Origin of the sequence: Bacillus sp. ok061 (assembly GCF_900108285.1) — a bacterium.
Classification (GTDB): domain Bacteria; phylum Bacillota; class Bacilli; order Bacillales; family Bacillaceae_G; genus Bacillus_A; species Bacillus_A thuringiensis_S.
The window spans coordinates 1-25,070 of sequence record NZ_FNUW01000029.1 but is presented as its reverse complement, the minus strand read 5'-3'; the positions used below and the strand labels follow the sequence as shown (position 1 = coordinate 25,070).

Genomic DNA, 25,070 nt, shown 5'->3' with positions numbered 1-25,070 from the left:
TACATAACATTTACCGAGGAGAGGAGAGGTAATATGAAGAAAAATCGCTTATTATTTCGCGTTATTATTCTACTCATTTTATGCGGTGCTGTAGGGTTTACCCTTTATCAAGGATTCTTTGCTAATAAAGAGAAAATGCAAATCGGAAAAGAAGCACCTAACTTTGTTGTGACGGATTTAGAAGGGAAGAAAATTGAACTAAAAGATTTAAAGGGAAAAGGAGTATTTTTAAACTTTTGGGGCACGTGGTGTAAACCTTGTGAAAAAGAAATGCCTTATATGAATGAATTATATCCAAAGTATAAAGAAAAAGGCGTTGAAATCATAGCGTTAGATGCAGATGAAACGGATATTGCAGTAAAGAACTTTGTGAACCAATATGGTTTGAAATTCCCAGTTGCCATTGATAAAGGACAGAAGATTATAGGGACATATGGAGTAGGTCCATTACCGACAAGCTTTTTGATTGATAAAGATGGAAAAGTAGTGGAGCAAATTATAGGTGAACAAACGAAAGAACAGTTAGAAGGGTATTTAAAGAAAATTACTCCGTAATAAAGAAAGCCTTTACATAAGAGGTGCGTGTCTATAGTGCCTCTGATTTAAAAATTCTGAGTATTGCGGTAACTTGAGGTTAGAATATACAATAGTACATATAGATACAGGGGCGGTGAGAGTGTTGAAAGAAATTAAATGTGAATGTGGACATGTTAACCCGATAGGAACCGTTTTTTGTGAAGCTTGCGGGAAACCATTTGAAAGCAATGAAAATGCAAAACTATTGGATATGCGCTATGAGGGGAGTGCACGGAGATCTCTCACGCAAACAAAAACGATAGTCGATAAAATTTGGAGCTTTTTCTCTTCTGTAAAAGTGGGGGTATGGCTAATCGTAATAACTTTAGCTGCATCAGCGATAGGAACTATTTTTCCGCAAGAAATGTACATAACTCCAGGGATTGCACCAGCTGAATATTATAAACAAGAATACGGATTTTTAGGACAATTATACTATCAATTAGGATTTAATAATTTATACGGTTCATGGTGGTATATGATTTTGATTGCTTCTATCGGTATTTCACTTGTGATATGTAGTTTAGACCGCGTTATTCCACTTTATAAAGCTTTAAAAAAGCAAGGCGTAAAAAGACATCCTAGCTTTTTAAAGAGACAGAGATTATATGGGACTGGTACACCGCAAGATGGTGACCTGGAAAGAGTGCAAAAGAATTTAAAGAAAAGAAACTATAACGTGAAAGTAGAAGACGGAAACGTTTTAGCAGAAAAGGGACGCTTCTCGCGTTGGGGTCCATATGTAAATCATATCGGTCTTATTATCTTTTTATTCGGTGCGATGCTTCGTTTTTTACCGAGTATGTACGTAGACGAAGCACTTTGGTTACGTGACGGTGAAACGAAAGAAATACCAGGGACGGATGGGCAATACTACTTAAAAAACGAGAAATTTATAAAAGAAGTTTATGATAAAAGTAAGGACAAGGAAGTTTTTGAGGAAGCGATTAATCGTGTAGGCGATAAAATGATTGCGAAAAACTTCCAAACGAATGCCGTATTATATAAAGCGGTAGGAGAAAATATAGCAGGACAAAAACCGAAATTAGAAAAAGTAAAAGAAGCAGAAATTCGAGTGAATGAACCACTGAAATTTGATCAATTTGCAGTGTATCAAGTGGATTATAAAGAAAGTGAATTTAAAAGTATGTCCTTCAACTTGCAAAATAAAGAAAATAATCAAAAATGGGGACCGATTAAAGTAGATTTAACGAATCCTAAGGAAAAATATGATTTAGGAAATGGTTATTCTCTAGAACTATTAAGCTATTTTCCTGATTTTTATTTTGATGAGAATGGAAAACCAAATACAAAAACGAAATTACCGAACAATCCTGCATTTGTATTTAAAATGTTTACACCTGAAACACCAGATGGTGAAGTGAGTTTTGTTGGTATTCAGCAAAATATAGAACCTGATGGAAACAACAAATATAAAATGTCGTTTGCAGGTGTTGAAATGCAAAATGCAACAGCACTTACTGTAAGAAAAGATTTAACGCTTTGGATTCTCGGTATTGGAGGGTTTATATTTATGGTTGGTGTCATTCAAGGTATGTATTGGAATCATCGCCGTATTTGGATACAACGTGTTAATGATGAATGGTGGATTGCAGGGCATACGAATAAAAATTGGTTTGGTTTAAAGAAAGATATTGAAAGAGTAATAGAAGGTACAGCAATTCCACAGCCAAATGATAAAGTAATCGATAAAAAAATTAGTTAAGGTGGGGAAACGATATGGTGCAAATAAGTAGTAACTTTCTCTTTACCGCATTTATTTTATATTTAATTGCGACTCTATTTTTTGGTGGAGCCATTAAAGAAAAGGGTCATAAATGGGCAAATGTAGGAATAACAATTACAATTTTAGGGTTTATAGCACAAACAGTATATTTTGTTACAAGGTGGATTGCATCAGGGCATGCGCCAGTTAGTAACTTTTTTGAATTCGGTACATTTTTCGGCATGATGCTTGTAGGAGCATTTATTGTAATGTATTTTATGTACCGCGTAAGTATAATTGGACTATTTGCATTACCAGTTGCGCTTTTATTAATTGCCTATGCAAGTATGTTTCCGAGGGAAATATCTCCGCTTATTCCATCTTTAAAAAGTAATTGGTTACATATTCACGTGACGACTGCAGCAGCAGGACAAGCAATTTTAGCGATTAGTTTTATTACGGGCGTGATGTATTTATTAAAAAATGTAGATCAATCAACGAGAAGTAAACGGACATTTTGGCTAGAGACGGTAGTATTTACACTTGTTTGTACAGTTGGATTTATTGGAGTAACAACGGTATTTTCTAGTATGAAATATGAAGCGAAGTTTCAATGGGTTGATAAAAATGAACAACAACTGGAAATGAAGTACAATCTTCCAGCTTTAGTAGGACCGCATGAAGGGAAGTTACAGACAGAAAATAAATTAGAACCGGCAGTTGAAGTTCCAGCAATTGTAAATGCGAAAAAATTAAATACTGTTATTTGGTCAGTGTTAGTTGGAACATTACTTTATATTGTATTAAGGCTTGTTTTACGGAAGCGAGTATCGGCGGCACTTCAGCCGTTAGTAAAGAATACGAATAGTGATTTACTAGATGAAATCGGATATCGATCTATTGCAATTGGATTCCCAGTTTTCACATTAGGAGCGTTAATTTTTGCAATGATTTGGGCTCAAATAGCGTGGACGCGTTTTTGGGGCTGGGATCCGAAAGAGGTTTGGGCACTTATAACGTGGCTCTTTTATGCTGCAGTACTACATTTACGATTATCTAAAGGGTGGCATGGAGAGAAATCAGCTTGGCTTGCAGTAATTGGTTTTGCAATTATTATGTTTAACTTTATTGTAGTAAACTTAATTATTGCCGGTTTACATTCATATGCATAGAGAAATAAAATAGGAGAGTGCATGTCACTTTCCTATTTTATTTTTGTCAACTTTTCTTCTTTTTTGAGAAAAACATGACAAAGTAGCGGTTGATTTTGTAAAATGATGTCGAGGACATTATATACTGTTCAAAAAAAATACATAGTTTTGGAAAAAAATTGAACAAAATTTATTATTCTTGTGAAGCATAATATGGGAAGTGAAACATTTAGAAGATTGCTTAAATAAACGAGAATAGCGCAACATAATAGTAAAGAAGGGTAGGTGTGAACCGCTGAGGTGAGAGTACGCAGCGGGTAGAGATGGAAAATGAATCAAGAATTTTAATTGTAGATGATGAGGATCGTATTCGTCGTTTATTGAAAATGTACTTAGAAAGAGAACAATACACAATTGAAGAAGCAGATAATGGTGATACAGCTTTAGAAATGGCGTTGCAAAATGATTACGATTTAATCTTATTAGATCTTATGATGCCTGGTAAAGATGGCATTGAAGTATGTAAAGGGGTTCGTGAGAAGAAAGCGACACCAATTATTATGCTGACAGCAAAAGGTGAAGAAGTAAATAGAGTACAAGGATTTGAAGTTGGAACAGATGATTATATTGTAAAGCCATTTAGTCCACGTGAGGTCGTGCTACGTGTGAAAGCGGTATTACGTCGTGCTGTACCAACAACATTCTTTACACAAGATACAACGACAAAAGATGTTACTGTATTCCCGCACTTAACAATTGATAACGATGCACACCGTGTTACTGCAGATGGTAATGAAGTAAACTTAACGCCGAAAGAATATGAGTTACTATTATTTTTAGCGAAAGCTCCTGATAAAGTATTCGATCGTGAGCAACTGTTAAAAGAAGTATGGCAATATGAATTCTTCGGAGATTTACGTACAGTTGATACACATGTAAAGCGTTTACGTGAGAAGTTAAGCAAAAAATCACCAGATGCAGCGAAAATGATTGTTACTGTTTGGGGTGTGGGTTACAAATTTGAGGTTGTGAACGACTGATGCTTTGGAGAAGTGTAGTAGGGAAGTTATGGATGACCATATTACTTCTCGTTTCGTTTGTTCTTGGATTTGTTGCGATTTTACTTTCACAGTTTTTTAGAACGTATTATGTTGATATGAGTGAAGCTAGGCTTCAAAAAGTCGCAACAAGTGTTTCGGAGTTAATTGAAGAAGGTGCCGATGTAAAAACGATTGAGAATATCGCGTACAAATTCTCTGATCCACTTTCAAGGATTATTATTGTAGAAGATGGTAAGGAAATCTCTTCTTCACCGAAACAAGAAGGGCTAGTCACTCTTACAATGGATGATTTAAAAGAAGATAAAGAATTAGCTGCTGTTTTTACGGACAAAAAAGAAATTAAAAATAACGTTAGAAAAGCGTCTAATAGTAGGAAGAATAAAAACACCGAAAATGATATTATGATCGTCGGAAAACCAGTGCAATCAAAAAATCAAAGTGCAGTGTTCGTATATGAATCATTACAAGTGCCGATACAAGGTATGGAAAGAACGACTGATTTTATTTTCTTATCGGCTGGGATTGCGATTATATTAACAACTTTCTTTGCGTTCTTCTTATCTACTCGGATTACAGCGCCGCTTCGTAAAATGCGTGAGGTTGCTTTTGAAGTGTCACGTGGGAAGTTTGATGCAAAGGCTCCTATGGTATCTCAGGATGAGATTGGTGAGCTTGCAACGGCCTTAAATCAAATGGGAAAACAGTTGAAGTTCAATATGAACGCCTTGCAGCAAGAAAAAGAGCAGTTAGCAAGTATTTTGAGTAGTATGGCAGATGGGGTTATTACGTTAAATCAAGAAGGTGAAGTTGTAGTAATCAATCCGCCGGCCGAACATTTCTTACAAGTTTGGCAAGAAGAAAAAGAGATAGAGTTAAGTAAAAAACTACCTTCTGAACTTGTGGAACTATTCCATCTCGTTGTAGAAAGCGAACAACAACAAGTTGTTGAAATTAATTTACAAAAAGGGAACTATGTAGTTCTTATGACGCCGCTCTACAATCAAACGAAAATTCGAGGAGCTGTAGCAGTACTGCGAGATATGACGGAAGAACGTCGTCTTGAAAAGATGCGTCAAGACTTTATTGCGAATGTATCGCATGAACTTCGTACACCAATGGTAATGCTGCAAGGGTATAGTGAAGCGATTTTAGATGATATTGTGCAAACGAAAGAGGAAATTGATGAGTTTGTTCAAATTATTTATGATGAATCTGTTCGTTTAGGTAAACTTGTAAATGAATTGTTAGATTTAGCTCGTATGGAAAGCGGTCATGTAGAGTTACATATTGGTGAAGTGGACATACATCCGTTTGTTGAAAAAATTGGTCGTAAATTCCAAGGGATCGCAAAGGATAAAGAAGTTGAACTAACAGTTGATTTCCGAAATCCGATCGAAGAATATGCGTTTGATGCAGATCGGATGGAACAAGTGTTGACGAACTTGATTGATAACGCAATTCGTCATACGAATGCGGGTGGACATGTAACGCTTGTAATTGATACGAAAAATAATGGCCTCATTTTTGAAGTACAAGATTCGGGTGCAGGTATTCCAGAAGAGGATATTCCATTTTTATTTGATCGTTTCTATAAAGCTGATAAAGCAAGAACACGTGGTAAAAAGGGTGGAACAGGACTCGGGCTTGCGATTGCGAAAAATATTGTTCAAGGTCATGATGGTAAAATTTCTGTTTCAAGTGTTGTTGGAGAAGGAACTACATTCTCTGTATATTTACCGAATCGTATAATTTAGATATGTGTTTTTAAAGTTGATAATGAATAAAGTTCTACTGTTTTTTATTTTTTTGTAAACTCAATTAAATAAAGAATAGTAGAACTTTTTTCTATCTTGGTCGAATTAAGAATAACAAGAGAGGTGCTGTGAAGAAATGAAATTATATACAAAAACAGGAGATAAAGGAACGACAAGTGTAATAGGTGGTAGGGTTGATAAAGACGATATCCGTGTGGAAGCGTATGGAACAATAGACGAGGCAAATTCTTATATTGGATATGCAATGACTAAGCTTCAAAGCGGGGCTTTTAGAAATATTTACAATGAGCTCGAAAATATTCAACATGAACTATTTGATTGCGGAGGAGACTTGGCAATAGTGGAACAAAAAATTCCTTATAAAGTGACAATTGAGATGGTTGAAAGCTTAGAAAGAAAGATTGATTTATATATAGAAGAAGCCCCGCCATTAGAACGCTTTATTCTGCCAGGTGGTAGCGAGGCGGCGGCTACTATTCATATTGCACGTACTGTTGTAAGGAGAGCGGAACGCTCTATAGTATCATTGCAAAAAGAAGTGAGAATAAATGAAGTTGTCTTAAAGTATGTAAATAGATTATCTGATTATTTGTTTGCGATAGCTAGAGTAATAAATGCACGATTACAAGTGAAAGATGTGGAGTATAACCGTAGTGCATTAGTTTTTCGTGATAAGAAAGAGAAGGAAGTGGAGTAATTCACTTTCTTTTTTTGTATACTTTTTTCTGTAATATACCAAAATAGAGAAGGTATGGTGGTAATTAGAAAACGGAGGATGTATATGAAAGTTTTAAAATGCGGAGTCATGTTATTGAGTATACTGTTTGTATCTCAATTACATGTTTATGCAGAAGAAAATCGATGGACATGGCCTGTTGAAGGTCAGATAAGTGATTATTTTGGGACAAGGCATGGAAAACACTATGGTATTGATGTAGCTGCACCGATTGGAACGCCTGTGGCAGCTATCCAAGATGGTAAGGTAACAAAGTCTTATTATTCAAGTAGTTATGGAAATGTTGTATTTATTAAACACGGAGAATATGAGGCTGTATATGCACATTTAAATAAGAGATATGTGGGTCAAGGAGATTATATTTCAAAAGGTGAAAAAATTGGAGAAGTAGGGAACACGGGAGAATCGCGAGGTGCACACTTACATCTAGAACTTCATCAAGGAAGATGGACGATGGCGAAAAAGAATGCGATGAACCCATTGCTTGTTTTAAGTGAACAAAGAAATGAAGTTGTTTCTTCATCATTATATGTCGTACAAAAAGGGGATACTTTAGTTAGTATTGCACGGAAATTTAGTATGACACTTAAGGAAATTAAAGAAAAAAATGGATTGCGGCAAGAGCTAATTTATCCTAATCAACAATTATATGTTAAGTAAAGGCAACGTCTCAAAAATTAAACTTTGAATAATCTTAAATAAGGTTCAATGTAAATGAAATTATATGGGCGCTTCTGCTAGAAGTATTGAGTGAATTAGAGTATTTATATCTAAAAGAAAACCGTCCCAAAATTTATTTTGGGACGGTTTTCTTTTACCAAAAAATAAAGACACATATAAATCCAGAAATAGCTAAATAGCTATATAAGTAAAAAACTTTTGTTCTTGTTTTCTCTTTTGTTCGAAACAGTACGATAGTCGGTTCGATTAAACCGATTGTCAAACAAAGTAGCCCAAGAAGCATACAACCAATCGAAATAGAATACAGGGCGATTTGTGGTGCTTGAAATGGAATCATCCATTTTAATAAAAATGCAATAAGTGCAGTGTAACAAATGCTACCGATGTATTTATTCAGTGGTGTATTAGAACGAAAACCAGGAAGTTTTTTTAAGAAAGAGCGGGAAACAACTTCTGTTTGTAAAGATGTATGCTCTTCAATAATTCTTTGAGCTTCTTTTCCTTTTTGAAAAAGGGATAAGATCCAATTTCGCTCACCCTGAAAAATAAATTGAGAAGTTGTCAAATAGTGATCAATCTTCACTTTACTCCAACTCTTCCACGGATGACGCTCACACAATTTTAATTTACTTTCTGTTTTTTTATCATACTGATAAATACTGATGCCATCTTCATCGAAAGTAGCATAGTATGTCTCGTTTGAGAATGTTCCTAAATCAATTGGGCAGTAGAAAAGTAATTCTTTTTTTAAGTAAAAGTATTCTTTTCTTAAGTTTTTTTTCATTGCTTCTCGAATAGAATGTCTCTTTTCTTTTTTCATGACATTTCCTCCATAACTCAGAAAATGTTCTTATCTTAACAATTCAATATCTTATCACTTTTAATTATATATGACTAGGTAATTCAAAAGAGAAATGCCGAATAATAAAAAATATGGATTGTATTGTAAAATATCTCGCAATTTATTTATTGTTACGAAAAATAAACAACTAATTTTAAATAAGTTACAATTTTTTTGTTCACAATGTTATGAGGTTGTTGTATAATGAGGGGGAAAATAGAATATCGGTCTATCTTCGGGGCAGGGTGAAAATCCCGACCGGCGGTGATGAACTATTTATGATTTTGTTCTAAGCCCGCGAGCCGTTAAGGCAGGATTTGGTGTGATTCCAAAGCCGACAGTACAGTCTGGATGGGAGAAGATGGAGGTTCAAGCGTTCAAAAAAGATATGGATTTGAACGTCTGTTTGATGTGCCTTAAATTCTCCCTTTGTGTAAAACACAAAGGGTTTTTTCGTTCTATGAAAAAATAGGCATAGCAGAACCTTTCCACTTTCCATGAGATGATCGATGGAAAAGGAGAGAGAAAGATGAAACAAAAAAACAGTGTGGTGCAGATGGTGAGTGTAGCGATGCTAAGTAGTATTGCATATTTACTAATGATGTTAGATTTCCCGTTCCCAGGGCTTCCGCCATTTTTGAAAATTGATTTTAGTGATGTACCAGCTCTAATTGCAGCAATTATCTTTGGACCAGTAGCAGGAGTGATTGTAGAGGCAATAAAGAACATTTTACATTACGGGATTCAAGGAAGTTTAACGGGAGTACCAGTTGGAGAAATTGCAAACTTTATTGCAGGGTGTTTATTTATTGGACCAGCAGCTTTCTTATTTAGAAAGTATCGTACTGTGAAGAGTTTAACGACAGGGTTAATGCTAGGGACAATTACAATGGCACTTATTATGAGTGTATTAAACTACATCATCATATTCCCGGCGTACACTTGGTTTTTAAATTCACCGGCTATGTCTAGCGAAGCTATAAGAACAACGGTTGTAACGGCAATCTTACCATTTAATTTAATTAAAGGAATTGTTGTAACAATTGTATTTGTAGCATTATTCTCACGCCTGAAAGTATGGGTGTTTGCAAAAATGAAAAATGCATAATATATATAAACCATTAGTAGTGTGGAACTACTAATGGTTTTTTATTAAGAAAAATAAAATTTAGATACAAAAAATGCCCCTCATCAATATGAGGGGCATTTTTTGAAGTTAATAAAAGACTATTCGAATTTTAAAGCGTCTCCGTCGAATGATTCGTCAGCAACTTTAATTGAGTCAGTTGGACAGCCTTCGAATGCATCCATCATATCTTCAATTAATACATCTGGAATTTCAACGATACCCTGGTTATCGTCTAATGTTACAAATGCAATACCTTCATCATCATAGTCATAAATATCTGGTGCAGCAGCGCCACAAGCACCACATGCAATACAAGTATCTTTATCAACGATTGTATATTTTGCCATCTTTTTTCCCTCCTGATAATATGTATGTGAAAAGCTTGCCATAAAAATTATAACCTTATTGTAAAACGGTTTGTAAAACTTTTCAACATAAAATTATAATGATAATGCTTATCAATTAGAGTGTCAACTTATTTTTGAATTATGTCATAAGATTTTCAAAATACGTAAATATGATTTCGTTTGATACAATAGAATATATACAAGTATATAGTTCTTATTATGATAAGTTTAATGAGCGACAGTAGATAGTGTAATTGTACTGAAAAGAATGAAGTTAAGATTGGAAGGTGGAAGCGGTCATGCAAATACAATATACTTTGTTGCATTGTTTAAAACAATTGAATGGTGAAAGAACCGTTTCATCTATTTATTATTTACTAAAGGGCAAACGTTCTTCGCAAACTTTACAAGATGGAAATATGTTTAGAATTTCTTTTTTGTTCGGAATATATAAATCATTAAATAGAAATGACTATGATGGTGAAGTTGTAAAGTTGTTGCAAGCAGATTTTATTCAAGAAATACATGAAAATACATATGTGTTAACACCTAAGGGTAAAACGCAGTTACATAAATGGGAGGAAGTTTATGCTTTTCCAGCGCATTTGCATGGTTTACATTATGGAGAATTAGGTGAAACATTTTGGAAAAGATTATCATTGATTATTCAAACTATATCAAATTTACAACAGAATAATACGAAGTTTATCCCGATTCAACAAGATACAGAAATAATGATGTGGGTGAAACGTTTTCTAACAGGAAGGCCATATAAGAGAAGTGAATTGGCGAGAAAATTGTGGACGGAAGTACATAATCTTTTAGAAAAAAGTAATGCGATAGAAGCGACGATTGTAACATATCGACTAACGGGTTATGAACGGATTGGTTGTACATTGCAACAATTAGCAGAAATTACGAAACAAGATATGTTCAGGGTGTATTTTTTATTTTGGGGTACAATGCATTTCTTTATACAAGAAGTTCGTGATAAAGAAAATGAATTTCCACTATTAGCTGAAATTATATCTTATCCAAATGAGAGAGCTGAATTATTTAGTTTATCTACGAAAAAAACATATAATTTTTGGAGACAAGGGCGTTCTTTAGAAGAAATAGCAACGATTCGGAATTTGAAGGTTGCAACGATAGAAGATCATTTTGTTGAAATTGCTTTGCGAGAAAAAGATTTTTCTATTGAAATGTTTATGGAAAAAGAAAAGATAGACAAAGTAATAAAAGTAATTGAAGCATTGCAAACGCGGAAGTTACGTGTTTTGAAACAAGCGATTGGAGAAGATATCTCTTATTTTGAAGTTCGTCTTGTATTAGCGCGGATGGAGGGTGTAAATGAAACTTGAAGAATATTTATATAAGTGGTTTGGATATTCTGAATTTCGTCCAGGTCAAAAAGGAGTTATTACAGATTTATTAGAAGGAAAAGATGTGATAGCAATGCTTCCGACTGGAAGAGGAAAGTCTATGTGCTATCAGTTTCCGGGGCTTATGCGAGAAGGAACAGTGCTTGTTGTATCACCGTTATTATCTTTAATGGAAGATCAAGTGACACAATTAAAGTATGTTGTGAAAAACCGAGTGATAGCATTTAATAGTTTTCGGACATTAAATGAAAAAAGAGAAGCGATGAAAAAATTATCTTCATATAAATTTATTTTTGTTTCACCAGAGATGTTACAGTCGGAGTTATTAATTAGGGAATTGAAGAAAATTCATATTTCATTATTTGTTGTTGATGAGGCTCATTGTATTTCTCAATGGGGTTATGATTTTAGAACGGACTATAAGAAACTAAATGTAGTTATTGAAAATATTGGTTCTCCTACAGTGTTAGCATTGACAGCCACAGCGACAAAAGGGGTACTGCAAGATATCGCAGACAGTTTAAATTTAAAGGGTGCCGCGGAACATGTATACTCTATTGACCGTCCTAATATTGCAATGGAGGTGCAATTTGTAGAGACGATAGAAGAAAAGAAAGAGGCGCTTTTGGAGCAGGTGATGTATTTACAAGGGCCGGGGATTGTATATTGTTCAAGTAGAGCGTGGACAGAAAGGTTAACGGAATACTTGAGAGGGAAAGGTGTTACTGGTGTAGCTTTTTATCATGGTGGTATGGAACATGAAGAGCGTATGTTAATTCAACAGCAGTTTATGAACGATCAATTGCAGCTTGTAATATGTACAAGTGCATTTGGTATGGGGGTAAATAAGGCGAATACGCAATATATTATTCATTTTCATTATCCAACTAATATAGCTTCTTACTTACAAGAAATCGGAAGAGCTGGAAGAGATGGCGAACCGAGTATAGCTATTTTATTGTGTAGTCCGTTGGATCATGATTTACCAATTTCAATCATTGAGGATGAATTGCCAAGTAAGTCGCAAATACAATTTTTATTTTCTTTACTACAAGAAAGAATGTTCCAAACGAAAGAATTACCAATAGAAGATGTAGAAGAAATTTGTTATAATGCAGCAAGATTTAATGAGCAATATTGGCGTTTCGTTCGTTATCATCTCGAACAGGTTGGAATTATACAACAACGAAGATTATTATTAGAGGGTTTGTCAGATGAAATTATGAACCGATTAATAGCTGAAGTAGAAATAAGGTTGCGTAATAAATATAGTGAACTAGAAAATATGAAGTCATGGATACGAGTTAAAGGATGTAGACGTGAATATGTGCTGCAACAGTTCGGTTATAGGAAAGAGAAAGAGTTAAATAATTGCTGCGATTATTGCGGTATTACAAAAGAAGATTATAAAAAAAGACGAGCGCAACAATCGGATTTCGACTATAATTGGGAAACAGAGTTACAAAAGCTTTTCGGCCTAGAAAAGATGGAGGAATGATGAACATTCAAAGGTATAATGTTGAAGATATGAGTCCGCAGGAAATAAGGCTGAATCTATATATAACACAGTTAATTATTATCGGTATTGGCTGTTTACTAGCATATATATTATTTCAAGATGTAAAAGAAGTGTTTAATTTATGGAAATGGGAACCAGTATCTATACTTATTATAGGTGGTTTGTTAGCGATTGGTATTGTGTTATTAGATTATGTTGCAATGCGAGTGTTTCCAGAGTCTTGGTTTGATGATGGTGGTATTAACGATAAGATGTTTCGAGGAATGTCGGTTCTCCATTTACTCGTTATTACGTTCGTAATCGGTTTTGCAGAAGAATTTTTATTTAGAGGTGTAGTGCAGACTCATTTTGGAATTGTAATTGCGAGTTTAGTATTTGCAGTGTTACATATTCGTTATATAACAAAGCCATTTTTGTTTTGTTTCGTCTGTTTCATTAGTTTTGTCTTTGGTTATGTATTTGAATGGACAGGGAATTTGTTTATAACAATCTTTGCACACTTTCTTGTTGATTTTATAATGGGACTCCAATTAAGAAAATAAATGGAAGGTGGTGGTGAACAACATGAGGAAACGAATTCCTGATTTTGAAGAGGAATTAGAAGTTGAGCGAGTGGAAGAAAAAGAAAGTTTACCGCCGCGTAGTGAAATTCATAGAAATAAAGAGAAAAAACAAAAGTTTAAAATAAATCACATTTTCGTCCGGGTTTTAACATTTCTATTCATTCTGCTGCCAATTAGTATTTTGTGGTATACGGATAAATATATTCAGGTGAAGGGCGATAGTAATAATGCCGGGAAAAGTGCGTTTGAAGTAATCTTCTTTGATTCAGCTAAATCTGATTCGCAGAAACAGTCTGAAAAAGCGATAACGCATACTGTGAAAGAGGGAGAAACTTTAGAAAGTATAGCGAAGCAATATTTTTCGGATGAAAATGGGATTGAAGTCATTAAAAAGTATAATAACTTGCAAGAAGATGAAGTGAGTGCAGGGCAAGAATTAAAAATTCCGATAAAAGATAAATCCACAAAGCAAGAGAGCTAGTGAATTAAGCGATCACAATTTGTTATAAAAGCCTAGGATTATCTTTATGAGGAGGGGAGTAAAAAATATGATATGGATTATATTATTCAGTACTCTCATAGGCATGGGGATTTTATTACTTCTTGTGATGTATAAAGAAGCGACGCGTAATACGGTGTTGGAACATACTTTAGTATTTAAAGAATTTCCGAAAAGTTTTCAAAAAGTAAATGTGTTTTTTATTTCTGATATTCATAGAAGAGTCATTTCGAATTTGTTAATTGAACAAGTAAAAGGAAAAGTAGATCTAGTAATTATCGGAGGAGATTTAGCAGAGAAAGGTGTCTCTTTATCAAAAATCTCTGCGAATATTCAAAAGTTAAGAGAGATAGCTCCTGTATATTTTGTGTGGGGAAACAATGATTATGAGATAGAATATCATGAATTAGATGCGTTATTATTAGAAAATAACGTAAAAGTTTTAGATAATACAAGAGTGGTATTTGAGTCTGAATTAGGAGAGAAAATTTGTTTGCTCGGTATAGATGATGTTGGATTGCACCGTGATCGTCTAGATTTGGCATTGGCGGATTGTAAAGAAGATGGTTTTCGTATCTTAGTTAGTCACAACCCTGATATAATAAAAAAGATGTCTGGAAATGAGCAGATTTCACTTGTATTAAGTGGACATACGCATGGGGGACAAATCCGATTATTCCCATCTAAAAAATATTTAAAAGGTGGCGTATATAACCATTTGAATACGATTCTCTTTGTTAGTAATGGGTACGGAACAACATTGATACCACTTCGTTTCCGAGCACCTGCTCAAACACATATCATTACATTGTGCGGAGGGAAATGATGCCAACTCTTAGTGGAAAATATAATATAAAAGCTGTTTCGAATATAATTGGAGTTCAGCCGAGTACGCTTCGTGCATGGGAAAGACGATATCAAATTATTGCCCCAAAGCGGAATCAAGCTGGGCATCGTTTATATACAGAAGAACATATTCAAATTTTAAAATGGTTAATGGAAAAAGTTTCTTCCGGTATGATGATTGGACAAGCAGTTCAGTTATTAGAAGAGAATCGTTTGCAGAGTACAGTTCAAAAAGAGATACCTTTCGATAAAGAAGTTGTTTTAGTGGACGATTTGCTACAAGCTTTGTTAAAATTTGATGAAATTACAATTACTGCATTATTAAACGAAGCTTTTAGTATATATTCAACAGAAAAGGTTGTTGCCAGTATCGTTCTTCGAGTGACAGACAATTTATTAATGTCAAAAAATAATAATGAGATTTCAATGGCGCAATTCCAATATGCACTATCATTTTTACAAACGCGTCTAGGAATGGTGTATCACAATGCCTCAATGTTTTCCTCTTTACACAAAGTTATTGTGTTAGAAAAGAATGCATTGCAAGGATTTATTTTTTCAACGTATTTACGCTTAAAAGGATATGAGGCGATATATATTAGGACAAGCTTAGCTGAAGATGGTATGTTGTCAGCGGTAGAAGAAATACAGCCGAAATATGTATTTGTATCTTTTGCTGACGAACAAGAAATGAAAAAGACGATGAACTTTATAAATTTATTACAAGAAAAAAGGGAATCTCTTTCTGTTGGGTTTATCGGAAAGTTAGGCGTTCTAAACCAGTTGGACATTGAAACAACCTTAATTGGTGATACGAAAGAAGAATGGGATGAATGGTTAAAAATGTCGGAATAGTTGTTCGAAAAGAACCATCTATTTTCTATTTCATATAATAAAAATTAGATGCATTGGTTACGTAGGGAGGGTATGAGATGAGGCTGGAACGATTAAATTACAATAAGATAAAAATTTTTCTAACATTTGATGATTTATCTGAACGAGGATTAACGAAAGAAGATTTATGGAGAAATGCGCCGAAAGTACAGCAATTATTTCGTGATATGATGCAAGAAGCAAATAAGGAATTAGGATTTGAAGCAGATGGTCCGATTGCAGTTGAAGTATTTTCTCTACAAGCACAAGGGATGGTTGTAATTGTAACGAAAGAAAATCAAGAAATGGATACAGATGATGAGTTTCGTGACGAGTTTATTGAAATGCAAGTGACTCTAGATGAAAGTGAGCATATATTATATGAGTTTGCTACGCTAGATGACATAATTAACCTGTCGAATCGCTTATATAACCTTGGTGTAACTGGCGGAAAGCTATATACGTGGGATAAGCGCTTCTATCTTTGGATGGAAGAAGAGGAACAAATTCAATTGTTAAAGGCGGATTTTATAGCTATTTTAGCGGAATACGGTAATCCGTCTACAGCAACTATTTATCGCATCATGGAGTACGGTAAAGAATTAATGGATTTTAATGCGATAGAACAAATACACAATTACTTTGTGAAAAAACAAAACCTCAGCTAATACAACATAGCTGAGGTTTTGTTTTTATTTGGATAAGGGAAAGGATGATTGTAAATACTCCAACATACTTTTTTAAAATAAAATATGCAGTTTTATGGAAGTATGTTGGAGTAAAATAAAAAATATTTAAATATTTAAGTATTTTACTTTTCTAAAAGTAATAAAAGGACTATAATAATAGTGAAAACGCTTGCAACAGAAAATAGTTTGTATATATTTGTTAGCGTTTTCTATTGCATTCCAAATTTAAGGGTGTATACTAGGCAATGAAGGTTTACTAAACAAGTGAAATTACAGGGGGTTTACTTACTATGGTAGCCGAAAAGGGAACTCAAACAAAAACACAACAACAAAGGGAACAACATTTTGAACTATTGAATTCAACACAAATTGTTATTAGTGAAGCGTTAGAAAAATTGGGTTATCCAAACGAAGTATATGAATTATTAAAAGAACCAATTCGTATGATGACAGTGAAAATACCAGTTCGTATGGATGACGGGACTGTTAAAATATTTACAGGATATCGTGCACAACATAATGATGCTGTTGGTCCAACGAAAGGTGGAATTCGCTTCCATCCGAATGTAACAGAAAATGAAGTGAAAGCACTTTCAATCTGGATGAGTTTAAAATGTGGTATTGTTGATTTACCATATGGTGGAGGTAAGGGTGGAATTATCTGTGATCCACGTGAAATGTCATTCCGTGAGTTAGAAAGATTAAGCCGCGGTTATGTACGAGCAATTAGCCAAATCGTAGGTCCGACGAAAGATATTCCAGCTCCAGATGTATTCACAAACTCTCAAATTATGGCATGGATGATGGATGAGTATAGCCGTATTGATGAATTTAATTCACCAGGATTTATTACAGGTAAACCGCTTGTATTAGGTGGATCACATGGCCGTGAAACAGCAACAGCGAAAGGTGTAACAATTTGTATTCGTGAAGCTGCGAAAAAACGTGGCATTGATATTAAGGGTGCACGCGTTGTTGTTCAAGGATTCGGTAATGCTGGTAGCTTCTTAGCTAAATTTATGCATGATGCAGGTGCGAAAGTTATTGCAATCTCAGATGCTTACGGCGCGTTACATGATCCAAACGGATTAGATATTGATTATTTATTAGACCGTCGTGATAGCTTCGGTACAGTAACAAAGCTATTTAACAATACAATTTCAAACAAAGAATTGTTAGAACTTGATTGCGATATTTTAGTTCCAGCTGCAATTGAGAACCAAATTACAGAAGAAAATGCTAATGATATTAAAGCGAAAATCGTTGTTGAAGCTGCAAATGGTCCAACAACATTAGAAGCGACTAAAATTTTAACAGATCGCGGAATTTTACTTGTTCCAGACGTGTTAGCAAGTGCTGGTGGTGTAACAGTATCTTACTTTGAGTGGGTACAAAATAACCAAGGATACTACTGGACTGAAGAAGAAGTAGAACAACGTTTAGAAAAAGTAATGGTAAGATCATTTGATTCTATTTATGAAACAGCACAAGTTCGTAAAGTGAACATGCGCTTAGCGGCGTACATGGTTGGTGTTCGTAAAATGGCTGAAGCAAGCCGCTTCAGAGGTTGGGTATAAAATATTATATCTTGAGAAAACGTGATTTCCTTTCGAGGGAATCACGTTTTTTTGTTGAAGTATTAAATGAGGTGTTATATATGGAGAATGAAATGCTGGAACGAGTAGAACAATTAGAAGAAAAGGTTAAGAGGTTAGAGGGAGAACTTGCAAGAACGATGAAAGCTCGAAAAATAAGTACCGTTAGAATGTTCGGGGAAGGGCTACTGTTTTTGATATTTGGTGTGGTTGTAGTAGGGCCGATTATTGCCGTTGTAATCTCAATTTTTACTTGGCTTGCTGAAAAATAAAATAAAAATAAAAAAAAGAACGCTTGTTCTATACGAACAAACGTGCTATACTCTCCTTAGATAAACAAAAGGGAAATGATTTTAAGGAGAGATAAATGATGAAAATGACAGTAGACCAAAGATTTATGATGCCAGCAGATGTTGTAGAGAGAGTGGAAGTATTACGAAACAAACAAAGCAAGCGTGGCACATTATTACAATCGGTAAATAAATTTTTCGGTTTAGATACGAAAGAAGATTGTGTTTGGTTTTACGGTTTTTATGGAGTGGCTGTAAGTATCTTGTTGTTTATGGTGTTCACTTCAAATATTTTCGATTTTCTCTTCGTGTAAGAAATATGCGATAAGGACGTTGCTACCGAATACATATATAAGGAAGTAAGGTAATCTTCTAGAGCGGGAGTTGGTAGCAATGGCGATGTTTCCTATAGAGCGCAACTATATTGGATATGGAAGTTCACGGCCGGGGATTCCTCTGACTAAAGTGAGATTTATTGTAAGCCATGATACGGGGAATCCAGGAAGCAATGCGATAGGAAATCGAGATTACTTTAATGAATTACAACCGAAAGCTTCGGCGCATACATTTATAGATGATAAAACAATATTGGAGATTATTCCTATAAATGAAGTTGCGTATCATGTTCGATATGGTGTGCCGACGGATAATGACTTATACGGCTATGATGCGAATAAGGCGGCCATTGGAGTGGAACTTTGTTATGGTGGTGATGTTAACTTTTGGGAAGCATATAATCGTTTTACATGGTATCATGCGTATTTATGCCAAAACTTTGGCTTAAATCCGAAAAAAGATATCGTGTCACATAAAACGCTTGATCCAGCTAGAAAGATTGATCCTGAGAATGTATTAGGGAAACAAGGTATTAAATTTCAGCAGTTTTTAGCAGATGTCTATCGGATGTACGTTTCGTTTAGATGACAAATATATGAAAAATGAATACAATAAAGATAGGTGCCTACTGCTGTAAGTAGGTTTTTTCTTGTTTTTATAAATAGTGTATTGGTAGAAGACTAGGAGTGGACGAGTATGCAAAAAGAAACAGTTATTATAATTGGAGGCGGTCCGTGCGGATTAGCGGCAGCGATTTCGTTGCAAAAGGTAGGAATAAATCCGTTAGTAATTGAAAAAGGAAACATTGTAAATGCCATTTATAATTATCCAACTCATCAAACATTTTTCTCTTCTAGTGAAAAATTAGAAATTGGTGATGTAGCTTTTATTACAGAAAATCGTAAGCCAGTTCGAAATCAAGCGCTTGCGTATTATCGTGAAGTAGTAAAACGTAAATCTGTACGTGTAAATGCTTTTGAGCGAGTGGAGAAAGTTCAAAAAGATGGAGAAGTTTTTCAAGTTGAGACGACAAAGCGTGACGGAAGTAAAGAAACATATATAGCGAAATATATTGTTGCAGCAACTGGATATTATGATAATCCAAATTATATGAATGTTCCAGGTGAGGGATTGAAGAAAGTAGCTCACTATTTTAAAGAGGGGCATCCTTATTTTGATCGAGACGTAGTAGTTATAGGTGGGAAAAATTCGAGTGTAGATGCCGCATTAGAACTTGTTAAAGCTGGTGCGCGTGTAACGGTACTGTATCGTGGAAGTGAGTATTCACCAAGCATAAAGCCTTGGATTTTGCCGGAATTTGAGGCGTTAGTACGAAACGGTACAATTCAAATGCATTTCGGGGCTCATGTGAAAGAAATTACTGAGCATACATTAACGTTTACAGTTGATGGTGAAGTTTATACAATCCAAAACGATTTTGTATTTGCGATGACTGGTTATCATCCTGATCATAGCTTCTTAACGAAGATGGGTGTTCAGATTGATGAAGAAACAGGACGTCCAATTTATACAGAGGATAGAATGGAAACGAATGCTGAAAATATTTTCATTGCAGGTGTCATTGCTGCTGGAAATAATGCAAATGAAATATTTATCGAGAACGGTAGATTTCATGGAGATGCGATTGCGCAAACCATTGCATCAAGAGAAAAATAAAAAGGAGTTGTCGAGAAAATCTCGACAACTCCTTTTTATTCGTGCATAAACATATTTTGAATGGATTCATGAGAATTTGTATTCTCTAATGCGACAAGTAATTTAATACGTGCTTTTTGTGCATTTAAGCCGTATGTGAATACAACGCCCATATCTTTTAAGTGTTTACCGCCACCTTCATACGAATATACGTCTTGAACGATACCGTTAAAACAGCGAGAAACTAATACGACAGGAATACCTTTATTTAATAATCGTTCTAGACTAGGAAGTGTTCTTGGAGGTAGATTACCTTGTCCAAGCGCTTCGATAACAATACCGTCTACAGGAAGATTTTCGATTGCTGCTAGTAATGTATCATCCATGCCAGCATATGCTTTTAGAACAACTACATTTTTAGACACTGTGTTTATCGTATATGTTTCATGATGTACTAAAGCGTGATGGAAGACAACGCCGCGTTTTGTTACCATTCCAATTGGTCCGTATTGTGGGCTTTGGAATGTTGCGACATTACTTGTATGTGTTTTCGTTACATTTGTAGCGCAATGAATTTCGTCATTTAATACGACTAAAACACCTTTTTCTGCAGCTTCATCACAACTAGCAACTTTTACAGCTGATAAGAAGTTATATAGGCCGTCAGCACCTAATTCATTGCTAGAGCGCATTGCACCTGTCACAACGATCGGAATAGTTGCTTGTACTGTTAAATCTAAGAAATAGGCTGTTTCTTCTAATGTATCAGTACCATGCGTAATGACTACGCCATGAATGTTGTCTTGTTTTACTCTTTCATCAATGATGACTTGTAATTGTAACATTTCGCTCGGTGTCATATGGGGAGATGGTAAATGGAACACATCTTCAACGATTAAATCAACATCGCCTTCTAAATCAGGAATGAATTTTAAAAGAGGATTTTTTTCACCTGGTTGTACGACTCCAGTTTCTTTATCCTCCTCCATTGCAATTGTTCCACCTGTGTGTAAAACTAGGATTCTTTTCAATTCTTATACCCCTTTCAAGTAAAAAAATACATTTAGAACATAACATGTTTTTAGTAAATTCGACAATGGAAATGTATAAAAGTATGCCTCGCAAATGACAATAAAATTAACTGCTATATGTACGATGTATAAAATTACGAAACGAGATGTGCAAATATAGTATAGGAGGGAGCGATTACGGTGGAAAAGATGGAGAGAATTTTTATTCGTATATTAATAATACAATTTATTTGTCTTTCTGTTGTGCAATTGTTATTTATACATAAGTCATCAGTGAAGTATTTATCTAAAATTGTTTATTATGAAGGTGTCATGGTAAAAGACAAAGCGGAAATCTTACAGGTGAATAGGTAGTTTTCATTTTCTTCTATGAAGGATTATGCTACAATAATTGAGGATTTAATGACGTGAAGCAAATGAGAAGAAGCAGGGTGAACACCTGCTTTTCGTTTTGTTTTATAAGTGAAAAAATGAGGTGTTACAATGGATAAACGAATTTCAATTGCTATAGATGGTCCAGCAGCTGCTGGGAAAAGTACAGTGGCAAAAGTTGTTGCGAAGGAACTTTCTTACGTTTATATTGATACAGGCGCAATGTACCGTACGCTTACATATGCAGCCCTTGAACAAAAAGTAGATATTGAAAATGAAGAGCAGTTAATGGAAGTTGTAAGGAATGTAAATATTGAATTTCAGCAAGGAGAAAATACACAGCTTGTATTTTTAAATGGACAAGATGTTTCTGAAGTAATTCGTACACCTGATGTGACGAATCGAGTATCTATTGTAGCAAAGCATCGCCTTGTTCGTGAAGAAATGGTACGCCGTCAGCAAGATTTAGCGAAAAGAGGCGGCGTTGTAATGGACGGCCGTGATATTGGTACACATGTATTACCGGATGCTGAAGTGAAAATCTTTATGCTTGCTTCTGTTGAAGAAAGAGCGGAAAGAAGACATTTAGAAAATTTAAATAAAGGTTTCGATTCTAATTTAGAGCAGCTAAAAGAAGAAATTGCTCAGCGTGATAAATTAGATTCAGAACGCGAAGTTTCTCCACTAAAAAAGGCTGATGATGCATTGGAATTAGATACGACTTCTTTATCAATTGAAGAAGTTGTTCAAAAAATTATGAGTATTGTTTCAGGAGTGTTTGCGAAATAAAGAAAGGGGATGATCCTCTTTCTTTTTTTTGTTTAAATAGAAATGTAAAGGATACGTGAATTGTGAGTCTCTTTCCTTGACAAATGAGCTGATTTGTAAGAAGTTAGTTAAAGAGGAATAAAACTGTCAGAATATATTCGCTATTATATTTCAAAACATACTTTTTTCAAGCTGGTTTTGCTGTATACTATTTATATAGGTTTAATATATTTTCTTGTGAATGGTATTGAAAAAAGTATGTGATGAGAAATTCTTAAACATGCAAATGAAAACTTTGTTTTCATTTCGTATATACATAAAAAATGCTTTGTCAATTCTGTAGGGAGGTATTTCCATGGTAGAGAAAATGAATGAAGAAGTTATGGATTCAAAAGAATTACAAGTTGGTGACGTTGTTACAGGTTCTGTAACGAAAGTTGAAGAGAAACAAGTGCTTGTAAATGTTGGATACAAAACAGATGGCGTAATTCCAATTAGTGAATTAGCTAACGTTCATATTGAAAAAGCAAGCGATGTTGTAGAATTAGATCAAACACTAGAGTTGAAAATTATTAAATTAGAAGAAGATGATCTTGTCTTGTCTAAACGTGCTGTTGATGCAGAAAAAGCATGGGTAGAATTACAAGAGAAATTTACTTCTGGTCATGTGTTTGATGTTACTGTAAAAGATATTGTGAATGGCGGATTAGTTGTGGATCTTGGGGTTCGCGGTTTTATCCCAGCTTCACTTGTAGAAGTACATTATGTAGAAGACTTTACTGACTATAAAGGTAAAACGTTAGCGGTGAAAATTATTGAATTAGACCGTGAAAAAAATCGTGTAATCCTTTCGCATAAAGCGGTAGTAGAATTAGAACTAGATTCTCAGAAAAAAGAAGCAATTTCTTCATTAAAAGAAGGGGACGTTGTTGAAGGAACAGTGCAACGATTAACTGACTTTGGTGCTTTCGTTAACGTTGGTGGCGTGGACGGTTTAGTTCACATTTCACAAATTTCACACGAACGTGTAGAGCAACCTTCTGAAGTTTTAGAGCAAGGTCAAAAGGTTAAGGTAAAGGTGTTATCTGTTGATGCTGATACACAACGTATTTCTTTATCGATTAAAGCAGCTCAACCAGGACCTTGGGAAAACGTTGCTGGCGAAATAAAAGCTGGAGATATTCGTGAGGGAGTAGTAAAACGCCTTGTTACATTTGGTGCATTCGTTGAGATTTTACCTGGCGTTGAAGGACTTGTACATGTATCTCAAATTGCAAATCGTCACGTGAAAAATCCGAATGAAGTATTGGAAATGGGACAAGAAGTAAAAGTGAAAGTACTTGAAGTTCACGCAGCAGAGAAACGTATTTCTTTAAGTATAAAAGAAGCGCTTGAGGAAAATAATGTAATTGAAGATTATAGTCAGTATGAGCCAAATGCTGATTCTGCTACTTTCCAATTAAGTGATATTATTGGTGAACAACTGAAAAAATTAAAGAAATAATGAGGGGTACAAGTGGTAAGGGCAAAACGTAAATTAGATCATATTGAATACGCTCTTTCTACTGGTCAGTCTCGTACGCATGGCTTTCATGATATTGATTTTGTGCATCAAAGCTTGCCAAATTCAAATTATGACACAATAACATGTGAAACAAAAATCGGCGAACTTTCACTAAGTTCGCCGATTTTTATCAATGCGATGACTGGTGGTGGAGGAGAGAAAACGTTACATATCAATGAGCAATTAGCATATGTAGCGAAACAACATAACCTTGCTATGGCTGTAGGTTCGCAAATGGCGGCGTTAAAAGATGAAAGTGAGGCTGCTTCTTATAAGGTGATCAGAAAGGTAAACCCAAATGGTATTTTCTTTGCTAATTTAGGTAGTGAGGCAACTATCGAGCAGGCAGAGCGTGCCGTTGATATGATTGAAGCGAATGCGTTGCAAATTCATTTAAATGTCATACAAGAGTTAACGATGCCAGAAGGAGACCGTGATTTTACTGGCGTACTTCAGCGTATTGAGAAAATTGTTTTAAATAGTAAAGTTCCTGTCATTGTAAAAGAAGTTGGATTTGGGATGAGTAAGGAAACAATGCAACAGTTAGCGAACGTAGGTGTAACAGCAATTGATATTGGTGGGCAAGGTGGTACGAATTTTGCTGCTGTTGAAAATGAAAGAAGACAGCGAATGCTTTCTTATTTTAATAACTGGGGCATACAAACAGCAACCTCGATTATTGAAGCAACCTCTACAAATAATAACCTCTCTTTTATTGCATCAGGGGGTATACAGACAGCGCTTGACGTAGCAAAAGCAATCGCATTAGGGGCGAATACAACTGCGTTTGCTGGTTACTTTTTACGTATTTTAATGCAAGATGGTATCGAGAAATTAGTGGATGAAATTGAGCTTCTACATACAGATTTGAAATTTATTATGACAGCTCTTGGTGCGAAGACGATAGAAGAGTTGCAATCTGTACCTCTTGTTGTAAAAGGTGAAACATATCATTGGTTAATGCAGCGTGGTATTGATACAGCGCATTATAGTAGGAGATAAAAAATCAACCGTTCGGTTGATTTTTTTGTTTTGTTTTGTTTTGTTTTGTTTTGTTTTGTTTT

27 protein-coding genes and 1 riboswitch are annotated in these 25,070 nt (G+C 34.9%); of the genes, 24 read left to right on the top strand and 3 right to left on the bottom strand.

Annotation, left to right across the window (positions count from 1 at the left end; translation table 11 throughout):
* Window positions 1-33: 33 nt before the first annotated feature.
* The 7 genes from resA (at window position 34) to C4S65_RS27060 (ending at window position 7,685) form a co-directional block, all read left to right on the top strand.
* Window positions 34-555: a thiol-disulfide oxidoreductase ResA gene (gene resA, locus C4S65_RS27090; RefSeq protein ID WP_000742194.1), complete on the top strand. Its 522-nt coding sequence runs from the start codon at window positions 34-36 to the stop codon at window positions 553-555.
* A gap of 121 nt (window positions 556-676) precedes the next feature.
* Entirely contained in the window at window positions 677-2,302 is a 1,626-nt protein-coding gene (gene resB / locus C4S65_RS27085) for a cytochrome c biogenesis protein ResB (protein ID WP_098222671.1), read from the top strand.
* A 14-nt stretch (window positions 2,303-2,316) separates the two neighbouring features.
* The gene (gene resC, locus C4S65_RS27080; RefSeq protein WP_000250088.1) at window positions 2,317-3,474 is read left to right on the top strand and encodes a cytochrome c biogenesis protein ResC; all 1,158 of its coding nucleotides are present in this window, start codon (window positions 2,317-2,319) and stop codon (window positions 3,472-3,474) included.
* Window positions 3,475-3,776: 302 nt separating this feature from the next.
* On the top strand, window positions 3,777-4,493 hold the full coding sequence (gene resD, locus C4S65_RS27075; RefSeq protein ID WP_000426861.1) for a DNA-binding response regulator ResD: 717 nt from the start codon (window positions 3,777-3,779) through the stop codon (window positions 4,491-4,493).
* Window positions 4,493-6,268, top strand: coding sequence for a sensor histidine kinase ResE (resE, locus tag C4S65_RS27070; RefSeq protein WP_097820774.1), 1,776 nt, complete (start codon window positions 4,493-4,495; stop codon window positions 6,266-6,268). The genes resD and resE overlap by 1 nt, the downstream gene beginning before the upstream one ends.
* Before the next feature lie 136 nt (window positions 6,269-6,404).
* Entirely contained in the window at window positions 6,405-6,986 is a 582-nt protein-coding gene (locus C4S65_RS27065; protein ID WP_061666891.1) for a cob(I)yrinic acid a,c-diamide adenosyltransferase, read from the top strand.
* Between the two features lie 84 nt (window positions 6,987-7,070).
* Complete coding sequence (locus tag C4S65_RS27060; RefSeq protein WP_000866114.1) at window positions 7,071-7,685, top strand: peptidoglycan DD-metalloendopeptidase family protein; 615 nt, start codon at window positions 7,071-7,073, stop codon at window positions 7,683-7,685.
* Window positions 7,686-7,839: 154 nt separating this feature from the next.
* Here the strand turns inward: C4S65_RS27060 and C4S65_RS27055 are convergent, their stop codons facing one another.
* Window positions 7,840-8,526: a hypothetical protein gene (locus C4S65_RS27055; protein ID WP_000711799.1), complete on the bottom strand. Its 687-nt coding sequence runs from the start codon at window positions 8,524-8,526 to the stop codon at window positions 7,840-7,842.
* Between the two features lie 248 nt (window positions 8,527-8,774).
* Window positions 8,775-8,914: riboswitch (FMN riboswitch) on the top strand.
* Between the two features lie 162 nt (window positions 8,915-9,076).
* On the opposite strand from C4S65_RS27055, the gene C4S65_RS27050 reads away from it, so the two are divergent.
* A complete protein-coding gene (locus C4S65_RS27050; RefSeq protein WP_000810856.1) occupies window positions 9,077-9,655 on the top strand; it encodes an ECF transporter S component in 579 nt (192 codons plus the stop codon).
* A 119-nt stretch (window positions 9,656-9,774) separates the two neighbouring features.
* On the opposite strand, the gene C4S65_RS27045 is transcribed toward C4S65_RS27050, so the two are convergent.
* Window positions 9,775-10,023, bottom strand: coding sequence for a ferredoxin (locus C4S65_RS27045; protein ID WP_001151993.1), 249 nt, complete (start codon window positions 10,021-10,023; stop codon window positions 9,775-9,777).
* A 299-nt stretch (window positions 10,024-10,322) separates the two neighbouring features.
* On the opposite strand from C4S65_RS27045, the gene C4S65_RS27040 reads away from it, so the two are divergent.
* The 12 genes from C4S65_RS27040 (at window position 10,323) to C4S65_RS26985 (ending at window position 20,292) form a co-directional block, all read left to right on the top strand.
* Window positions 10,323-11,384 (top strand): helix-turn-helix domain-containing protein, encoded by a 1,062-nt coding sequence (locus tag C4S65_RS27040; RefSeq protein WP_001167015.1) that lies wholly within the window; start codon window positions 10,323-10,325, stop codon window positions 11,382-11,384.
* Window positions 11,374-12,903: an ATP-dependent DNA helicase RecQ gene (recQ, locus tag C4S65_RS27035; RefSeq protein WP_098838533.1), complete on the top strand. Its 1,530-nt coding sequence runs from the start codon at window positions 11,374-11,376 to the stop codon at window positions 12,901-12,903. The genes C4S65_RS27040 and recQ overlap by 11 nt, the downstream gene beginning before the upstream one ends.
* Window positions 12,903-13,466 (top strand): CPBP family intramembrane glutamic endopeptidase, encoded by a 564-nt coding sequence (locus C4S65_RS27030; RefSeq protein ID WP_001025791.1) that lies wholly within the window; start codon window positions 12,903-12,905, stop codon window positions 13,464-13,466. The genes recQ and C4S65_RS27030 overlap by 1 nt, the downstream gene beginning before the upstream one ends.
* A 22-nt stretch (window positions 13,467-13,488) precedes the next feature.
* A complete protein-coding gene (locus tag C4S65_RS27025) occupies window positions 13,489-13,968 on the top strand; it encodes a LysM peptidoglycan-binding domain-containing protein (RefSeq protein ID WP_001231548.1) in 480 nt (159 codons plus the stop codon).
* Between the two features lie 67 nt (window positions 13,969-14,035).
* Entirely contained in the window at window positions 14,036-14,812 is a 777-nt protein-coding gene (locus C4S65_RS27020) for a metallophosphoesterase (protein ID WP_000637801.1), read from the top strand.
* A complete protein-coding gene (locus C4S65_RS27015; RefSeq protein ID WP_001142722.1) occupies window positions 14,812-15,687 on the top strand; it encodes a MerR family transcriptional regulator in 876 nt (291 codons plus the stop codon). The genes C4S65_RS27020 and C4S65_RS27015 overlap by 1 nt, the downstream gene beginning before the upstream one ends.
* Window positions 15,688-15,764: 77 nt before the next feature.
* Window positions 15,765-16,373 carry a genetic competence negative regulator gene (locus tag C4S65_RS27010; RefSeq protein ID WP_001235399.1) on the top strand — a complete coding sequence of 203 codons (609 nt, stop codon included), beginning with the start codon at window positions 15,765-15,767 and terminating at the stop codon, window positions 16,371-16,373.
* A 311-nt stretch (window positions 16,374-16,684) separates the two neighbouring features.
* On the top strand, window positions 16,685-17,971 hold the full coding sequence (gene gudB / locus C4S65_RS27005) for an NAD-specific glutamate dehydrogenase (RefSeq protein ID WP_000225173.1): 1,287 nt from the start codon (window positions 16,685-16,687) through the stop codon (window positions 17,969-17,971).
* An 80-nt stretch (window positions 17,972-18,051) separates the two neighbouring features.
* Window positions 18,052-18,261: a hypothetical protein gene (locus C4S65_RS27000; protein WP_000426762.1), complete on the top strand. Its 210-nt coding sequence runs from the start codon at window positions 18,052-18,054 to the stop codon at window positions 18,259-18,261.
* 95 nt (window positions 18,262-18,356) lie between these two features.
* Window positions 18,357-18,593 (top strand): DUF3961 domain-containing protein, encoded by a 237-nt coding sequence (locus tag C4S65_RS26995; protein WP_002083150.1) that lies wholly within the window; start codon window positions 18,357-18,359, stop codon window positions 18,591-18,593.
* A gap of 79 nt (window positions 18,594-18,672) precedes the next feature.
* On the top strand, window positions 18,673-19,203 hold the full coding sequence (locus tag C4S65_RS26990) for an N-acetylmuramoyl-L-alanine amidase (RefSeq protein WP_001240655.1): 531 nt from the start codon (window positions 18,673-18,675) through the stop codon (window positions 19,201-19,203).
* A gap of 108 nt (window positions 19,204-19,311) precedes the next feature.
* A complete protein-coding gene (locus tag C4S65_RS26985) occupies window positions 19,312-20,292 on the top strand; it encodes a YpdA family putative bacillithiol disulfide reductase (protein ID WP_061666889.1) in 981 nt (326 codons plus the stop codon).
* A 35-nt stretch (window positions 20,293-20,327) separates the two neighbouring features.
* On the opposite strand, the gene ansA is transcribed toward C4S65_RS26985, so the two are convergent.
* Window positions 20,328-21,302 carry an asparaginase gene (ansA, locus tag C4S65_RS26980; RefSeq protein WP_000822011.1) on the bottom strand — a complete coding sequence of 325 codons (975 nt, stop codon included), beginning with the start codon at window positions 21,300-21,302 and terminating at the stop codon, window positions 20,328-20,330.
* 180 nt (window positions 21,303-21,482) lie between these two features.
* On the opposite strand from ansA, the gene C4S65_RS34675 reads away from it, so the two are divergent.
* The 4 genes from C4S65_RS34675 to C4S65_RS26960 all read left to right on the top strand — a co-directional run bounded on the left by C4S65_RS34675 (window position 21,483) and on the right by C4S65_RS26960 (window position 25,008).
* Window positions 21,483-21,656 (top strand): YpfB family protein, encoded by a 174-nt coding sequence (locus C4S65_RS34675; protein WP_000413849.1) that lies wholly within the window; start codon window positions 21,483-21,485, stop codon window positions 21,654-21,656.
* A 129-nt stretch (window positions 21,657-21,785) separates the two neighbouring features.
* Complete coding sequence (gene cmk / locus C4S65_RS26970; RefSeq protein ID WP_000361255.1) at window positions 21,786-22,463, top strand: (d)CMP kinase; 678 nt, start codon at window positions 21,786-21,788, stop codon at window positions 22,461-22,463.
* 334 nt (window positions 22,464-22,797) lie between these two features.
* Window positions 22,798-23,946, top strand: a complete 1,149-nt coding sequence (rpsA, locus tag C4S65_RS26965) for a 30S ribosomal protein S1 (RefSeq protein WP_000229554.1) — start codon at window positions 22,798-22,800, stop codon at window positions 23,944-23,946.
* A 12-nt stretch (window positions 23,947-23,958) separates the two neighbouring features.
* Window positions 23,959-25,008: a type 2 isopentenyl-diphosphate Delta-isomerase gene (locus C4S65_RS26960; RefSeq protein WP_000251041.1), complete on the top strand. Its 1,050-nt coding sequence runs from the start codon at window positions 23,959-23,961 to the stop codon at window positions 25,006-25,008.
* Window positions 25,009-25,070 lie beyond the last annotated feature (62 nt).

Excerpts from the sequence above, each read along its gene's own strand:
- resA (WP_000742194.1), top strand. The coding sequence starts at position 34 with ATGAAGAAAAATCGCTTATTATTTCGCGTTATTATTCTACTCATTTTA.
- resC (WP_000250088.1), top strand. The coding sequence starts at position 2,317 with ATGGTGCAAATAAGTAGTAACTTTCTCTTTACCGCATTTATTTTATAT.
- resD (WP_000426861.1), top strand. The coding sequence starts at position 3,777 with ATGGAAAATGAATCAAGAATTTTAATTGTAGATGATGAGGATCGTATT.
- resE (WP_097820774.1), top strand. The coding sequence starts at position 4,493 with ATGCTTTGGAGAAGTGTAGTAGGGAAGTTATGGATGACCATATTACTT.
- C4S65_RS27065 (WP_061666891.1), top strand. The coding sequence starts at position 6,405 with ATGAAATTATATACAAAAACAGGAGATAAAGGAACGACAAGTGTAATA.
- C4S65_RS27060 (WP_000866114.1), top strand. The coding sequence starts at position 7,071 with ATGAAAGTTTTAAAATGCGGAGTCATGTTATTGAGTATACTGTTTGTA.
- C4S65_RS27055 (WP_000711799.1), bottom strand. The coding sequence starts at position 8,526 with ATGAAAAAAGAAAAGAGACATTCTATTCGAGAAGCAATGAAAAAAAAC.
- C4S65_RS27050 (WP_000810856.1), top strand. The coding sequence starts at position 9,077 with ATGAAACAAAAAAACAGTGTGGTGCAGATGGTGAGTGTAGCGATGCTA.
- C4S65_RS27045 (WP_001151993.1), bottom strand. The coding sequence starts at position 10,023 with ATGGCAAAATATACAATCGTTGATAAAGATACTTGTATTGCATGTGGT.
- C4S65_RS27040 (WP_001167015.1), top strand. The coding sequence starts at position 10,323 with ATGCAAATACAATATACTTTGTTGCATTGTTTAAAACAATTGAATGGT.
- recQ (WP_098838533.1), top strand. The coding sequence starts at position 11,374 with ATGAAACTTGAAGAATATTTATATAAGTGGTTTGGATATTCTGAATTT.
- C4S65_RS27030 (WP_001025791.1), top strand. The coding sequence starts at position 12,903 with ATGAACATTCAAAGGTATAATGTTGAAGATATGAGTCCGCAGGAAATA.
- C4S65_RS27025 (WP_001231548.1), top strand. The coding sequence starts at position 13,489 with ATGAGGAAACGAATTCCTGATTTTGAAGAGGAATTAGAAGTTGAGCGA.
- C4S65_RS27020 (WP_000637801.1), top strand. The coding sequence starts at position 14,036 with ATGATATGGATTATATTATTCAGTACTCTCATAGGCATGGGGATTTTA.
- C4S65_RS27015 (WP_001142722.1), top strand. The coding sequence starts at position 14,812 with ATGCCAACTCTTAGTGGAAAATATAATATAAAAGCTGTTTCGAATATA.
- C4S65_RS27010 (WP_001235399.1), top strand. The coding sequence starts at position 15,765 with ATGAGGCTGGAACGATTAAATTACAATAAGATAAAAATTTTTCTAACA.
- gudB (WP_000225173.1), top strand. The coding sequence starts at position 16,685 with ATGGTAGCCGAAAAGGGAACTCAAACAAAAACACAACAACAAAGGGAA.
- C4S65_RS27000 (WP_000426762.1), top strand. The coding sequence starts at position 18,052 with ATGGAGAATGAAATGCTGGAACGAGTAGAACAATTAGAAGAAAAGGTT.
- C4S65_RS26995 (WP_002083150.1), top strand. The coding sequence starts at position 18,357 with ATGATGAAAATGACAGTAGACCAAAGATTTATGATGCCAGCAGATGTT.
- C4S65_RS26990 (WP_001240655.1), top strand. The coding sequence starts at position 18,673 with ATGGCGATGTTTCCTATAGAGCGCAACTATATTGGATATGGAAGTTCA.
- C4S65_RS26985 (WP_061666889.1), top strand. The coding sequence starts at position 19,312 with ATGCAAAAAGAAACAGTTATTATAATTGGAGGCGGTCCGTGCGGATTA.
- cmk (WP_000361255.1), top strand. The coding sequence starts at position 21,786 with ATGGATAAACGAATTTCAATTGCTATAGATGGTCCAGCAGCTGCTGGG.
- rpsA (WP_000229554.1), top strand. The coding sequence starts at position 22,798 with ATGGTAGAGAAAATGAATGAAGAAGTTATGGATTCAAAAGAATTACAA.